The organism is bacterium (assembly GCA_016708315.1).
Lineage (GTDB): Bacteria > Zixibacteria > MSB-5A5 > CAIYYT01 > CAIYYT01 > JADJGC01.
This window is the reverse complement of the sequence record JADJGC010000002.1, coordinates 120,570-135,118: the sequence shown is the minus strand read 5'-3', so window position 1 is coordinate 135,118 and position 14,549 is coordinate 120,570. Positions and strand designations below refer to the sequence as shown.

Here is a 14,549-nt window from a genome sequence, read left to right as displayed (position 1 = left end):
AGGAGCCATCCAGATGATCATCCATCGGACTATTGCTGCTTGTCTACTTGCAGCGTTGATCTGGGCATCATTCACAAATCAAATTCAAGCCGCCGAGAAATTCCAGCAGGCGCGGGTCACCATTGAAACGCGCGCTGACTATCTTGCGTTGAAGGCGCTCAGCCTTGACGAGGTCTACACCGGCGAAAAATTCATTGACGTTATTGTCAATGCCGACGAACTACAGGCATTGTCAGTATCTGGACTCAAGTATGATGTCTCGATATCGGACATGACAACGTTCTTCCAAAGCCGATTCGAACCGGGTAAGAGCATGGGTGGTTACCGTACGCTGAGCGAAATCGAGTTGGCGATGGATTCGATTGCGACAGCCAATCCCCTCATCGTTCGCCCTAAGTGGTCGATCGGCAATTCCCTTGAAGGCAGGCCGATTTATGTGATGAAAATCTCCGACAACCCGCTGTCCGATGAGAGCGAACCGGAGCTTTACTATTACGCCGCGCATCATGCCCGCGAAGTCATCACTCCCGAGGCACTGATTTACTTCATGCGTTATCTCACGAACAACTATGGCACCAATCCGCAGGTTACTTATCTGGTGAACAACCGTGAGTTCTTTGTTAGTACCTGCATGAACCCCGACGGTTACTACTACAATGAAGTAGACGAACCGGGCGGTGGTGGTTTGTGGCGCAAGAATCGCCGCAACAATGGCAGCAGCTTTGGTGTCGACCTTAATCGTAATTATGGATACCAATGGGGATGTGATGATGAAGGCTCCTCTCCCACAGGATCATCGGAGACTTACCGTGGAACCGGGCCATTTTCTGAGCCAGAGACTCAAGTAGAAAAGGCTTTCATCGAGTCGAGAAATTTCGTCGTTACATTGTCTTTGCATTCTTTCTCGGATCTATTCCTTTATCCATGGGGATATGACCGCATCTACACGCCTGACAACGATCTTTTCGCCGCGATGGCAGATACGGTCGCCGCGTTAGCCGGCTATTCAGTCGGTCCGCCGTGGCAGCTGCTGTATCCGGTCAACGGCTCCAGCGACGACTGGGGATATGGCGAGCAGACGACGAAGAACAAGAACTACGCCGTGACTATCGAAATCGGCAACGATACCGACAATTTCTGGCCGCCGACTAATCGGATCTCCCCGCTGGTGCAGAATGTTCTCGGACCCGAGCTCTTCCTGGCCCGCATGGCGGAAGCGCCAAAGAAGTTGGTTCCGCCGAAGAAGCCGTTGATTTATGCTCAAGCTGACATCGCCGTGAGCGAGTTTGATCTCTACTGGAACCATCTCGACTTTGACAATCCGGCGCAGAGTTATGAAGTATGGCAATTGAGCGGATATACTCGCGGTAGCGACAATATCGAAACCGTTAGCGGCAACTGGCTGGAAGACGGATTTACTGTGTCGACCACGCGTGCGGTGTCCGGCACAAAATCATATTTCTCCGGCACTGCCAGCAATCTCAACAATACGTTGACAGCGGTAAATGCCCTGCAGGTGCTTGCTGGCGACTCTCTGAAGTTCAACGCCTGGTATGATCTTGAAGATGGCTGGGACTACGCCTACGTCGAGGCATCGACGAATGGCGGTGGAACTTGGGCAACGTTACCCGGCAACATTACGACCAATACGAATCCCAATGGCAACAACATCGGCAACGGCATTACCGGCGCCTCAGCCAACTGGGTGCAAGCGAAGTTCAGTCTTGCGTCTTATGTTGGTCAGAACATTCTCGTCCGCTTCAGATATGTCAGCGACGGCTTCGTGAATGATCCGGGCTTGTGGATTGATGACATTTCTCCAACTGAGACCTATTCTGTTCAGTCGATGTTGACTAACACGGAAACTGATACGACTTATCATGTCTCCGGTCTAACCGACGGTGCCTACTACTATCGAGTACGCGCAAAAGACGCCGAGAATCAGCTTTCACAATTCTCGAATCTCGAACTTGTGAACGTGAGCCTGACTCCATCTTGCACATGGCTGGTTGGCGATGCTAACGGCAGCGGTACCTATTCTGTTAGCGACGCTATTTTGGTGATTGCCTATGTGTTCCTTGGCGGTTCTGCACCCGCACCGGACGCAATTGGATCTGGCGATGCCGACTGCAATGGCATGGTCACGATTTCTGACGCACTTTGGATTATAGCGAATGTGTTTGCAGGCGGACCGACGCCTGGCGCAGCCTGTGACTGCGTCGAATACTTGAAGTAGAGACTTCGCGTAACGTAATAAGGCGATGTACCGGACCGGTGCATCGCCTTTTCTTTTGCTGTATGCGTAGTACTATTTCGACTTCTTAGATGGGAGAGGATTTTTTGTGATCGTGCTGGGTTTCTTTGTCTCGGACTTCTTGGTCTCTGGCTTCTTTGTCGTTGTCGAGGCCGGTTTCTTAGAATCGGTACCGGTCTTTTCAAGACGATCATCTATGCCATTCTTGTTCTTGTCCTGAAAGTCATTGAATCTCGCCGGCGTCGGCACCTTTGCAGCAGCGCTGTCTTTCCTTACAGGTGTCGTCGGGACAGCAGATTTTGTCGCTGAGTCCTTTGCCTTGTCGCTTTGCTTGACTGTGTCAGCGACCTTGGACTTGGTATCATTACCAGATTTCGGCTTGCGGGAGACGCCGAGAGCCGATGCAGCCATCACAAGTACACAAAGTACAATTCTCAGTATGATTTGCCGGTTTCTCATAGTCGTTCCCAGATTAACTTCATTCTACTCATTCGTCAACAACAATGCTCACACACAAAATTGGGAAGCGGTCCAATCGCCTTTCAGCGTTCGAACCGCTACCCGCTCTATAGGAAGCACCAAATGGTGAAGTTGTTACTTCTTCTTGCCGCCGGAACCGCCACCCGAGTTACCACCACCCTTGCTGCCGGAGTTTCCGGAGCTTCCGCTGGATTTGCTCGGCGCGCTTCCGCTCGATTTATTTCCGCCGCTGCTAACAGACGGACTCGACTTTTTGCCACCTGAACTTGGAGTGTCTACTTTCGGCGTGGCTTTGCCTGAATTGTCACTGCCCTTGCTGGCAGGCTTCTTGACATCGTCGCCGGAACTGCCCTTGCCGCTGTCACTACCCTTACTCACTGGCTTCTTGACAGTGCCGCCAGACTTACCTGAGTTGGTGCCAGTATTCGTCTTGCCGCTGTTGCTACCGGTCCTTGGCTTGGTATAAACGCCGTCACTGCCGCTTGAACCTTTGGTCGACTTCTTAGGGCTGTTGTAGTCGTCGAAGTCGTTGCGCTTGCCCGAACTTGAAGTTCTACCTTTCGAAGCCGTGTAAGTCTTGGTCGACTTGTCGTAGTTATAGGTCGACTTGTACTTGTCGATTCGAGTTGACTTCTCGGCATAAGTCTTCGACTTCTCATACTTGCCGTGTGTATTCGACACTACGGTGTAACCTCTCCGAGAATCAGGCTTCTTGTAAGAATAGAAGTCTCTGTCCTTGTACTTGTAGCGTGACGGACCGTCGTACCAAGTATCCCAAACATGTCCGCGATACCAGTTGGTGTAGCAGTAGTCGTATACATACCACGGACGCGTGTAAACAAAGTACGGATGCCAGGCATCAATGAGAATCCAATCGTTGTAGACAATGCTCGCACCCCAATACACAGTCACGCGATGGCGGCCCAGGTAGATCGAAGGCACATACAACGGCGCATAGCCGTAGAACACGCCATTGACGAACACTTCACATCCGTCCGGATAATCGATATAGACTTGTCCGCAATCACCGTAGCAATCGTTCTTCTCGGGCTGATAGTAGTAGCGCGGCGCAACATAGAACGCCACCTGGTCGACAGCGCTCTGATCATCCGGGAAGTAGCGGCGATTGACCCGCTGAATAAACTGATCATTGTCGCCATCGTACTTGAATCCCCAATCGTCGTCATACACCGACATCGGTCCGCGCCAATCCGGCACGGCATGATAGTCGGTCGTGGCAACGATCTGAATCGACTCATTTCCGGGGGGACCTTCCAGCGTCAACGCATAATCATCTCCGCGATCCGGAATCATATAGATTTCGTCCCCGCGAATGAAATTTTGATCGCGTGGATCAGCTGGGAACAACAGGTTTACGTTGCCGCGCGTGTCCAGATCGTAGATCGTCACGTAACAGTCGCGTGAGGCCCGGAAGTAAATGGTGATCTCGTCACCTTCGTAGTAATTCGAACCGTCGTCTTTATCGGTCCACACGTCGACATCAAGGTCGTTATAATTGCGACGCATGGTCGACTGGCCGGTGGCGACACTGGCGAACAGAATCGCCATGGTCGCTATCAGCGTCGTGAGTAGAATAATCCGCTTCATATTAGTTACCACTCCTTCTGGTAATTTCGGCATGCTGGGACTCTCCTTTCGTGCCCGCTTTAGTTCCGGGTTTACTTCGATCCGTCTGATATGCCCATTCGAAGTTCACGTTCTGATTCGTTGCCTATGCCTGTTACCCGCACTGCCGCGTAGTTTTCGAGTTGTCTTCCTGTCCAAAGCTCCCATTCCGACGATGTATGCATGCCTTGATATCTCCATCCAGCCGACGTTGACCAACCTTCGCCTTCTCCGGCTCGCCCCAATTGATTTCGGTAATGTCGTCCGCAAATCCAAAGGATTGTATGAACAGATCGTCGGTGATTGCTCCAAATGAAGAACGCATCCAAATCAGAGTCGTACTCAAAGAAGATATCCGAGTCGATCGAATCCCAAACTCGCGTTCTTCTTTCAGAGAAATCCCAGCCGCCACGCATCAGGTCCAGATTAGTGAGATCGATTGCTGCGCTGCCTTGGGGCCGTGGTGTGTCAAATGCGTCTGGATCTGACAAGTCCGACTCGCCGTAGCCGTTGTATGCATTGATCGCATAGTAGTAGGTATTTCCATTTTGTACATTATTGTCCCGGTATCCGTACGTTTCTCTAAACGGAGATGCACTAACCTCTCCAATTAGTACATACTCGTCATTGCCGCCGACTGTACCATTGTAGCGATAAACACCATAGCCCTCGGTGTTATCACCATCGTTGTTCGCCTGCCAAAAGACGTCGACGTAACCGTCACCGGTTACCGAATACACGCCAACTGGTGTTGCTGGTGCATCCGCTGTCGTGATGTAGCGGGTTTTCTCTTCACAGCCGACCGCGGCGAGAATCGTAACGATTGAAAGTGCTATAATCGAAATTCTTGATCTCATACTTTTCTCCTCTCTAAATTGCCATCCGGCGAACTATGTTAAAGCAACCTGTGTGCCAACACCTGGCATCACAGCCTAAGTTACTGCATAACAACACATTGTCGTCCTTCTGTCCCAATACTGCCAATAGTTAGACACTTGTTCTGCACTGTTAATGTGCGCTGTTATTATGTGCCCCGCCCCGCTCACGCTGGGTTGATACCAACGCTGGCAAGCGCACTCAACTACGGCACCAAGGTGCGAACAATCAATTGACTTGCAGAAACAAAAAGTAGGTATTAAGTTGGTATGCTAAAGTCGCATTTGGGACAGATTTTGCGTCCGATCCAGATTCAGATCCTCATTTTTCTGCTTCATCACGGCACTTCGTTCGGGCGCGTCGGTCAATTGGCACGAGAATTCGGTTTAACCGCCGCGACTATCAGTGATGCTGTCTCCGCATTAGTGGATAAGAAATTGCTGGCTCGATTGATATCCAGAGGCGATCGACGTGCGATCAATCTCAAATTGACGCCAGCCGGCAAGCGGTTGGCGCTCAAGCTGGATGATTGGGCGGACGTAATCCGCGACGCTGCAGGCGAGTTGTCGACTCGCGATCAAACTGCTGTCTTGAACTCCCTGATGAAGGTCATTGAGACACTGCGAAACGAGAATGTGATAACCGTCGCACGCATTTGTCTCACCTGTCGCTATCTCGACAAAAATGCTCATTCAAGCTCGACTGCGCCTCATCACTGCAACTTCTTTAAGAGACCAATGGCCGCAACCGACCTGCGGGTCGATTGTGCCGAACACGAATCGGAACATTGAGCTGTTGAGCTACATCGCGGCCCGTGCGGCTTCGAACGTCCATTGGCAAGTGTAGCTTAGTAGTTACTACGCCAGCATCTCTTCAGTAAAGGCGGCTTCAAAACTGCGATAGTCGCAGGTCAGCTCTTCGCCCTTCTTGATATCTCTAGCAGCAACGTCAATATCTTCAGAACCATTGCCCGACGGCATGCTTGTCACGTTCGGTTCTTCACTATGATTAAAAAACCTGCCGTCATCACAACACAGGATGTAATACCCGCCGTTCTTCTTGCTGGTATAGCTGTACTTTAGAAAATCGTTTCGGGCGGCCTCGGGAATCTTCTCAAATTGTTCCCGTGGTATCTCCTGGTCGAATCCCGGTGTGAACTCCCATACCGGAGTTCCTTTCGGAATGTCTTGATCGGCGAATAAGCCGATTCCATGGATAGAGCTTAGACCGAGTTTGGTCCTGACGAGCATCATCTGCTGCCTCTCCTGAAAAGGTAGTAGTGGTTTTATTGTTGAATCTGTTGCCAAAAAGAGCCCAGGCACCGTCTGCCTGGACCCGTAAAGTCAATATTTACAACACAAGTACGCGCAAGGCGGCCGGTTTGTTCCGTTCCGAGCCTGTCAGCCGCTAAAATGGCTGGGGATTGGCGATTTGCCGGGCTATCGTCTGCTTGACCGTCTCGACCGCCGATTCCAGCTTGACTGGAATGACATCGGTCTTTGCGCGTTCCTTGAGTTCGATTTCGCCCTTCTCAAGTGATTTCGAGCCGACATTGACGCGCAGCGGAATCCCAATCAGGTCAGCATCGTTGAATTTGACCCCGGCGCGTTCGTCGCGATCATCCATTATGACTTCCACACCGGCGCGATTGAGTTGGTCGTATAGCTCGAATGATGCTGCACGCAGTTTTTCATCCTGCATCGTCAGCGGTACAAGTTCCACCTGATACGGCGCCATTGTCGCCGGCCAGATGATACCCTTCTCGTCGTTGTACTTCTCGACGGTCGCCTGAATTGTGCGCGTAACGCCGATTCCGTAGGAACCCATCCAGAACAACTGCTCTTTGCCTTCTGCATCGATAAACTTGGCATTGAGCGCCTTGGAATACTTGAGACCTAAATTAAATGTATTGCCGACCTCAATGCCCTTGAGTGCATTGAGCGTGCCTTCCTTGCAGTGCGTACAGATATCACCTATCATCGCGTTGCGGATCGTCGCAACTTCCGTGACATCGAAATCGCGCTTGAGATTGACGTTGATGTAATGCGTTTCATTCTCGTTCGCGCCGACAGCAAAATTGGTAAGAGACATGACTTCTGGATCGGCAACGATGCGGATATCTTTCAGACCAATCGGCCCGGCGAATCCCACCGGCGCCTTGGTTACTTTCTCAACTACTTCTGCAGTCGCCATTGTCAGTTCAAGACAAGCAAAGTGATTTCGCAGTTTCGTTTCATTGATCTGACGGTCGCCGCGAATCAAGGCTGCCACCGGTTTGCCATCGGCAAGATACAGCAGCGTTTTCACCAATCGTTCTGCTGGCACTTTCAAGAATTCCGTCACTTGCTCAATCGTTGCGGCTCCCGGCGTCGGTACTTTCTCGAGTGGTTTGGCACTTTCGGTAGCGATTTTCTTCGGGTCGATTGACTCTGCCTTCTCGACGTTCGCGGCATAATCGCACTTGTTGCAGAAATACACCACTTCTTCCCCGGAGTCAGTATCAACGATCACCATAAACTCATGCGCCATTGATCCGCCCATCGCGCCGGTGTCGGATTCGACCTTGCGAACAGCGAGACCACAACGATTGAAAGTGGCGAAGTATGCATCGACCATCTTGTTGTAGGCGACCTTGTGCGTTTCCAAATCAGTATCGAACGTGTACGCATCCTTCATCAGGAATTCGCGTCCGCGCATCAAGCCAAAGCGCGGCCGAATTTCATCGCGGAACTTGACCTGAATCTGATACAAATTCAACGGCAACTGGCGGTAACTGCGCAGTTCGCCGCGAATGACGTTCGTCACGACTTCTTCATGTGTACCGCCCAGCACCATGTCGCGATCATGCCGGTCCTTCATCCGCATCTGTTCCTTGCCCATGACATGCCAGCGCCCGGACTCCTGCCACAGTTCCGCCGGGTGAAGCACCGGCATCGTGATTTCGATCGCGCCGGAGCGATCCATCTCTTCGCGGACGATGTTGATTGTCTTGTGCAGGACTCGTTGCATCAACGGCAGGTAGTTGTAGACGCCGGCTTGCAATTTTCGGATATAGCCGCCGCGCATCAGCATTTTATGCGAGATCAACTCGGCATCAGCCGGACTTTCGCGCAATGTCGGTATATATGTTTTACTCCAAAGCATTCGTAACCTTTCGAGGCAGTAATGAATAGAATTGTCGGGAAAGTTAGTGCTGGACTTGAGATTGTCAAGGGGTTAGTTCAGTAGCGGTAGTCTGACTCTTTTGCCAATCAGACTGGACACGATGTCTCAATTGAACCAATCGAGAGCTTATTACCAACAATTCCCTGGGGCAGGTCCCCCGCCAAAGATATAGCTCACAATGAAGACCGCGTCCGATATCGACAAGACGCAATCGCCATTCGCGTTTCCGACACAATACGGCGGAGGCGGTCCGCCAGAAAACACGAAAGCAATCAAGTAAATCACATCGGAAATGTTCAAGTTGCCGCTGTTGTTTACGTCGCCGCACATGAAGCACTCATAGAAGTCCAATTGCTCAAAAGTCGCGTCGACAGAACACGAATTTGGATCCAATTCCGAAATGCAGCAGGTCGGCGTTGAACCAGCCGGACCGATACAGAACTCGAAACCCTGTACACAACTGCTCCCAATTGCAAAAGTCGAGTCTTGAACGGCGCCCGCGATGATTCCCGCACATCCCGAGGAATTAATACTGGCAACGATAGCTTGGACTATCTCAGCAGGACCTGAGCCCGCCACCAGGCCAGTCACGTTAGTATCGCACACGCTGTAAGTTGGGCCATTGATGCACCATGCCCAGCCGGAACCGTTGGCGGTCCCTCTCACAGTAATCTCCCAGAACCTCAGTTCCGGACTTATTCCTTGTGGACAAGAATTGGACTCGAGTGCTCCGCCAATCAAGTCGATTGGCAGCAACAACAGTATCACCATTAAGGCAAGTATCGTGAGGACGAATTGTCTCATCATAACGTCCGCTCCGTATATGATTCACTAAGATGGTGTTCGTTCATAATTAAGATACGAGCAGACTGAAATCTTAGCAACCATAAATAGGTGGTGGATAAGGCACGGAGTGCCACTTCCCTATTGCTAAATACATGAACGTGGACTATATTATAGTCGAACCACGTCACGAAATGGAGTTCCTATGCGGAAGTTCCTCAATCTTTGGCTCATCTACGTACTCTCCTTCGCTGTGATTTTCGGCTACGGTTCATATTCCCCTGCTTTGGCCGATGCTCTTGACAGTGATACCGGTACCTGCCTGATAGTCAACAACGATGGCTCGAATCCTGCCTACAAGTCTGACAACGAGGTCGGTGATCGAACAGTCATCTACTTTGACCTTAACGACTGTCTGGGCTATCCTTCAGAGTCAGTCTCAGTCAATTTCTCGTTGGTCGATATACCCGCCAGCGAGTGGCCGGCTACAGTAGATCTCATTGTTTATGACCGCGCCGCCGAGTCGCATCAATGTTACGGTCCGGGCTTGGAAATGTGCCGCCAGATTGTGATTTGCGACGCCGCCACTTTTGCCTACCCGAACTTCGGCACGGTAGTACTCACCAACCCTTGCTGCCTGAAGGGACCGTTCTTTGTCGGTGTCGAGTATATCGCTCCGGTCAAGAGCGTGTATCCGCCGCTTGCACTCGATGAACAGAACAACGGCGAGCGCTGTAAAGCATGGCAGTACTCGGCAATAGATGATGATTGGGTTGAATGGATGTACTACTACGGCGTCGAGACTGCGCCTGGCTTCCCGAAGATTACCGCTGAGGTGCGGCCATTCTCGACACTTTGTACTGCGGAGTGCGGAATTAATGGCGATTTTGACAATAGTGGTTTGCTGTCAATCAGCGACTGCGTGTATTTTATAAGCTGGTTCCAGAGCCCAACAACCCTCCAGTTGGCTTGATGCAACCGGCGATTGCATCGTCAATCAAGCAGACTACGGTATGGCCTGGCAGTTCTGCTTTGGAAGTCCGTGGGATCCTCCTCCACCGGCGGTCGAGCGCTGCTTCTGCTCCAACCCGTGGTATGAACAGTGCGCGGTTACACCGGGCGATGCCGATGGCAATACCGTACTCAACGTCTCTGATGCTGTCTCTATCATCAGCTTCATATTTGCAGGTGGTCCAGCGCCAACGCCGTATGCTGTGGCTTCCGGCGATGTCAATGGCGATTGCACAGTGTCGATTTCAGACGCTGTTGCTCTGATTGCGTTTATCTTCTCAGGCGGCGCTGCGCCAGCAACTTGCACTCTCTGGCCAGCCCACTGCGGGACACTTCGATAAGACTTCTCAATATGCCCGAGGCAGCCGAAAGGGATGGGTTGCCTCGGGTATGGCTTTCCGATTTTTGAATGAATATTGAATATTAGCGAGAAGGGTGGGTTCTACCCCTTGATATTCCCGATTGGAACCAACTTTGCCACCTTTTTGGATATTCCGATATTGTGAACGGCGTCGATGACGTCGTCGATCTCCTTATAGGCAAAACCGACTTCTTCAGCGAGTCCGCTCAAAGATGCTGCTCGCACTTGAATTCCCTGCTCTGCCATTTCCGTGATTAGTTCCGAGCCCTTGACCATTTTCTTAGCTTGCATTCGTGACATCGTCCGCCCCGATCCGTGCAGTGTCGAGCCGTATGTTTCTTCCATCGCCTTGGATGTGCCCACAAGCAGATATGATCCAGTCTGCATCGAGCCGCCCACCAGGACCGGTTGGCCGATATCTCGGTACTTGTCCGGCACGTCGGGCGAGTTTGGTCCGAATGCGCGTGTTGCGCCCTTACGATGGACGATGACTTTCTGCTTCTTGCCGCCGATTTCGTAAGATTCTATCTTGGCGATATTGTGTGCCACGTCGTAGATCGTCTCGAGTCCTATTTCCCCTTCCGACTTTCCCAAGATTTCCGTGAAAGCGCGCCGGATATTGTGAACGATGATCTGTCGATTGGCGAATGCGCTGTTAGCGGCGCAGGTCATGCCTTTGAAATACGCCTGCCCTTCCGGCGAACTAAATGGCGCACAGGCCAGCTCACGATCATTTGTTTCAATGCCATACTTTTGCATCGCTTTGGTGAACACCTGCAGGTGGTCGGTTGCTACTTGATGACCACACCCGCGCGAACCGCAGTGGACGAGGATTACGATTTGATTCGGTCGGTCGATGCCGAACCGTTGGGCGATCTTGGCATCGAACACATTCTCTGGTTTGATGACTTCGATTTCGAGATAGTGATTTCCCGAACCCAGTGTTCCAAGTTGCCCGCGTCCGCGATCAAACGCCTTTTGCGAAACTTGCGATGGGTCGGCATTTGGCAATTTGCCGCCCTGCTCGATACTGAGGCGGTCTGAATCATTGGCATAGCCATTCTTATGGCACCACGCCACGCCATCGACGAGCACACTCTCGAATTCCTTTTTGTTCAAACTCACCGAGCCTTTCACGCCAACTCCGGCCGGGACAAGTTGAAACAGTCGATCCAGAAGCTGCGGCAGTTTCGGCTTGATCTCATCGAGCACCAGATTTGTCTTTATCAATCGCATTCCGCAGTTGATATCGAATCCGATTCCACCGGGAGAGATAACGCCGTCGCTGATCGAGAATGCCGCAACTCCGCCGATTGGGAATCCGTAACCCCAATGGCCGTCAGGCATACACAGTGCATGGCCTACGATTCCCGGAAGAGTGGCGACATTCGTGACTTGCTCGAAGACACCGTCATCTAGCGAAGCTAACAGTTTGTCGCTCGAATACAACCGCGCCGGAACGCGCATTCCCTTCTTGACCGAAGGATCAATCTCCCAAACGCCATCGCGTATTTTCGTAACGGGATATTTCATAGATCCAGAACTACCGTGGCTACTAATCCATTTTCTCGGCGTTCGATCGCCAAACGGTGATAGGTTACTGCCTTGACATCTGTTTGGGTGTACTCACGGACGCTGTCTATCGTATCGCCGTGAATCTCAGCCGCTAACTGAATTACGTCGCGGGTCTCAATTCTCACTTTAAATTGCGAATACAGTTCGCCGTGAACATCCTTGAGATACACTAACTCAGCGAGCCAATTGTGTAGCAGCTCGTCATATGAATCGGCTGCCACTGTGACATCACGCACCGATTCGACGCCGATCTTGTTCAACGGCGCAATGACATTGAACATTGCCAGCGCAGCGTTGGCAAAGAGCTCCTCCATGGTGGCGCCATAGGCTTCAAACGCAGCATCGGCGGTGGCTATATTTTCGAGATACTGATAGCGGCTATTTGGCATTTTTCTTTGGTCGGTCGAGCCAGAAGCCGAGGACGATACCGATTCCGACTCCAATCAGTATCAAGACAGGTAGCGGTAGAGAAAAACTAAAGAATGTGAACTTCAGCCGGACATTGCCGGAGTTCTGAAGAAGCAACGTGATGGTTGCTGCAAGTAGTAAAATTATCCAGGCTTGTTTGCCAGTGAACATATACCCCAAAAAAAATGCCGTCGTTGTCGACGGCACAAGTAATGAACGTCGACTTTGTTACGATTTAATGATGCAGTCAACCGGACAAATCGCTACGCAGCGTGAACCACCGTCCACATTGGCGCACTCGTCGCATTTAACTTGATCAATAACGTAAATGTCCCCTTCGGCGATGGCGTCGTTCGGGCACTCCGGCAGACACAATCCACAGGCAGTGCACTCGTCGGTGATTTTCATTGCCATTATGATATCCTCCTCATCAGCGTGATGTCGATACGAAAATTCGCTCTCGTATCGTCGACAAATATATATGCTTTATCGGGCACTGCAAGCAAAAACTTGCTTAATTTGTCTTGATTTGTTTCCGCGAAACTACATAACGGCTTAGCTTGTTGCGGAACACAAACAACATATAGACGCAACTCGCTGCTATTAATGCTGATATAAATGCGTGCGGTGGCAATGTCAAGTCACCTTTCTGCACAAATACCGAGGTCCAGTTCAACAGCGCTTTAATTCCTATCGGAATGAGATAGTACGGAAACGTTCTGCCCGTTGTAACAAACAATCCGATCAGCCCGCCGCATACGGCGCAGACTCCGATCAGAGCTACTTTCTGCAACATGTCCACTGGCAGCAGAATCGAACCGTCGGCGCCAAACTGCGTGAGATTGGCGGCCTGCATTAGACCGAATCCTGCTCCTGCCGCGATGCCGACTGCAATCGCAATCTTGATCGAGTCGAATCTCTTGATCAAATGGAATGCAACAATCGGCAATGCGATTGCCGCTAACTCGACGATGGCAAAGATTAGCGCAGATCCAAATAGCATTATGTATGTATTTCCTGAACCGGAGCGCGGGTCAATCGCCCAGCCGAAGTACGCGTTTTGAATCGGCATTAAGACCTGAAGCGACAGCCAATACAGTCCTGCCGCAATGATAAGTGTTGCCCATGTCTGCGGTAATTTCACACCGGAGTACCCCAATGCAACAAACCATCCCAACGCCATTGCTGTTAATATCAAGTAACCCGTCAGGCGATTGTAGATCATCGTCCAAATTGACTGACGAACGATCTAGGCGGATTCCCCCGGTGCCTGACGAATAACCGATATTCCCGACACCTTGTCGACTGCCTTCAGAAGTCGGCCCGTATCGTCGAGGTACAAAATCTGATTCGCCGGAGAGACTTGCAGTACGCGGGTACGAACACTTTGACCGGCATATTCAATCGATTCAAAAGGAAGCGCCTTCACCGAAAATACCATTAACTGGTTCATCTGCGGAATCATCGCCTCAACCATCATTGAATCGCCTGGATTTCGCCGTACGGATTGGGCGGCGATTTCCCACTGCAAGGCGAAGTTATTGTCGAACAAAATCGGCCAGCGCTCAAGTGGAAAATTGAACGGCTGAGTCACGCCCAAGCGAGAACCGGTTCCGACATATTCCCTGCCAGTGAAGCGACCCGCGTGAGTCACTTTGGCATTGAGTAGTGTTAGTTCGAATTTGTAGTCGCGGGGCAATCCGTTTGTTCGGTAAGCGACTTCGCAATTGACATCCATATCGAATGAACGTCCGCTGCGGTCTACCACAGTTTTGGTTTCCATGTTGAAAACCAGGAGTGAATCGCCTTCATCAGTGTTCAATCCGGCGCAGGTCGCTTTCTGAGTACCAAATACCTTGCCGCCTCGTTCGATTCTGAACTCGACGACATCCCCTGCGTTGTATAGCTCAGTTGGACGAGCGGCAAACGCCGTCGAAGCAAGAGTAAGTATGGCAAGTATGGCGTATCGTAGTGTTTTCATAGTAGTCAAGTCGGCAATTGCGTGGGAAT

The 14,549-nt window shown here is 51.2% G+C and carries 16 protein-coding genes; 4 read left to right on the top strand and 12 right to left on the bottom strand.

The features are described 5' to 3' along the window. The first annotated feature begins 13 nt into the window (after positions 1 to 13). The gene (locus IPH59_00870) at positions 14 to 2,236 is read left to right on the top strand and encodes an immune inhibitor A (protein ID MBK7090266.1); all 2,223 of its coding nucleotides are present in this window, start codon (positions 14 to 16) and stop codon (positions 2,234 to 2,236) included. A gap of 72 nt (positions 2,237 to 2,308) precedes the next feature. Here the strand turns inward: IPH59_00870 and IPH59_00865 are convergent, their stop codons facing one another. The 3 genes from IPH59_00865 to IPH59_00855 form a co-directional block, all read right to left on the bottom strand. Next, positions 2,309 to 2,713 carry a hypothetical protein gene (locus IPH59_00865; GenBank protein MBK7090265.1) on the bottom strand — a complete coding sequence of 135 codons (405 nt, stop codon included), beginning with the start codon at positions 2,711 to 2,713 and terminating at the stop codon, positions 2,309 to 2,311. A 135-nt stretch (positions 2,714 to 2,848) separates the two neighbouring features. Beyond that, positions 2,849 to 4,375 carry a DUF4384 domain-containing protein gene (locus IPH59_00860; protein MBK7090264.1) on the bottom strand — a complete coding sequence of 509 codons (1,527 nt, stop codon included), beginning with the start codon at positions 4,373 to 4,375 and terminating at the stop codon, positions 2,849 to 2,851. Positions 4,376 to 4,413: 38 nt separating this feature from the next. After that, positions 4,414 to 5,217, bottom strand: a complete 804-nt coding sequence (locus tag IPH59_00855; protein MBK7090263.1) for a hypothetical protein — start codon at positions 5,215 to 5,217, stop codon at positions 4,414 to 4,416. Positions 5,218 to 5,505: 288 nt separating this feature from the next. On the opposite strand from IPH59_00855, the gene IPH59_00850 reads away from it, so the two are divergent. Then, the gene (locus tag IPH59_00850) at positions 5,506 to 6,027 is read left to right on the top strand and encodes a winged helix-turn-helix transcriptional regulator (protein ID MBK7090262.1); all 522 of its coding nucleotides are present in this window, start codon (positions 5,506 to 5,508) and stop codon (positions 6,025 to 6,027) included. A gap of 66 nt (positions 6,028 to 6,093) precedes the next feature. Here IPH59_00850 and IPH59_00845 read toward each other — a convergent pair whose 3' ends face one another. From IPH59_00845 to IPH59_00835, 3 genes are all read right to left on the bottom strand, one after another. After that, the gene (locus IPH59_00845; GenBank protein ID MBK7090261.1) at positions 6,094 to 6,489 is read right to left on the bottom strand and encodes an SET domain-containing protein; all 396 of its coding nucleotides are present in this window, start codon (positions 6,487 to 6,489) and stop codon (positions 6,094 to 6,096) included. Between the two features lie 154 nt (positions 6,490 to 6,643). Continuing rightward, positions 6,644 to 8,380, bottom strand: coding sequence for a proline--tRNA ligase (locus tag IPH59_00840; GenBank protein MBK7090260.1), 1,737 nt, complete (start codon positions 8,378 to 8,380; stop codon positions 6,644 to 6,646). 150 nt (positions 8,381 to 8,530) lie between these two features. Continuing rightward, a complete protein-coding gene (locus IPH59_00835) occupies positions 8,531 to 9,208 on the bottom strand; it encodes a hypothetical protein (protein ID MBK7090259.1) in 678 nt (225 codons plus the stop codon). Between the two features lie 181 nt (positions 9,209 to 9,389). Here IPH59_00835 and IPH59_00830 point away from each other — a divergent pair, with 181 nt between their 5' ends. Next, positions 9,390 to 10,157: a hypothetical protein gene (locus IPH59_00830; protein ID MBK7090258.1), complete on the top strand. Its 768-nt coding sequence runs from the start codon at positions 9,390 to 9,392 to the stop codon at positions 10,155 to 10,157. Between the two features lie 40 nt (positions 10,158 to 10,197). Further along, positions 10,198 to 10,536 (top strand): dockerin type I repeat-containing protein, encoded by a 339-nt coding sequence (locus tag IPH59_00825; protein MBK7090257.1) that lies wholly within the window; start codon positions 10,198 to 10,200, stop codon positions 10,534 to 10,536. 101 nt (positions 10,537 to 10,637) lie between these two features. Here IPH59_00825 and IPH59_00820 read toward each other — a convergent pair whose 3' ends face one another. The 6 genes from IPH59_00820 to IPH59_00795 form a co-directional block, all read right to left on the bottom strand. Beyond that, on the bottom strand, positions 10,638 to 12,089 hold the full coding sequence (locus IPH59_00820; GenBank protein MBK7090256.1) for an RtcB family protein: 1,452 nt from the start codon (positions 12,087 to 12,089) through the stop codon (positions 10,638 to 10,640). Continuing rightward, positions 12,086 to 12,520, bottom strand: coding sequence for an archease (locus IPH59_00815; protein ID MBK7090255.1), 435 nt, complete (start codon positions 12,518 to 12,520; stop codon positions 12,086 to 12,088). Before IPH59_00815 ends, IPH59_00820 begins: the two co-directional genes overlap by 4 nt. Next, positions 12,510 to 12,710: a LapA family protein gene (locus tag IPH59_00810; GenBank protein ID MBK7090254.1), complete on the bottom strand. Its 201-nt coding sequence runs from the start codon at positions 12,708 to 12,710 to the stop codon at positions 12,510 to 12,512. Before IPH59_00810 ends, IPH59_00815 begins: the two co-directional genes overlap by 11 nt. Positions 12,711 to 12,767: 57 nt before the next feature. Further along, complete coding sequence (locus IPH59_00805) at positions 12,768 to 12,953, bottom strand: 4Fe-4S binding protein (GenBank protein ID MBK7090253.1); 186 nt, start codon at positions 12,951 to 12,953, stop codon at positions 12,768 to 12,770. A gap of 100 nt (positions 12,954 to 13,053) precedes the next feature. Continuing rightward, positions 13,054 to 13,764 (bottom strand): hypothetical protein, encoded by a 711-nt coding sequence (locus IPH59_00800; GenBank protein MBK7090252.1) that lies wholly within the window; start codon positions 13,762 to 13,764, stop codon positions 13,054 to 13,056. A 24-nt stretch (positions 13,765 to 13,788) separates the two neighbouring features. Next, the gene (locus IPH59_00795; GenBank protein ID MBK7090251.1) at positions 13,789 to 14,520 is read right to left on the bottom strand and encodes a hypothetical protein; all 732 of its coding nucleotides are present in this window, start codon (positions 14,518 to 14,520) and stop codon (positions 13,789 to 13,791) included. Positions 14,521 to 14,549: the final 29 nt, after the last annotated feature.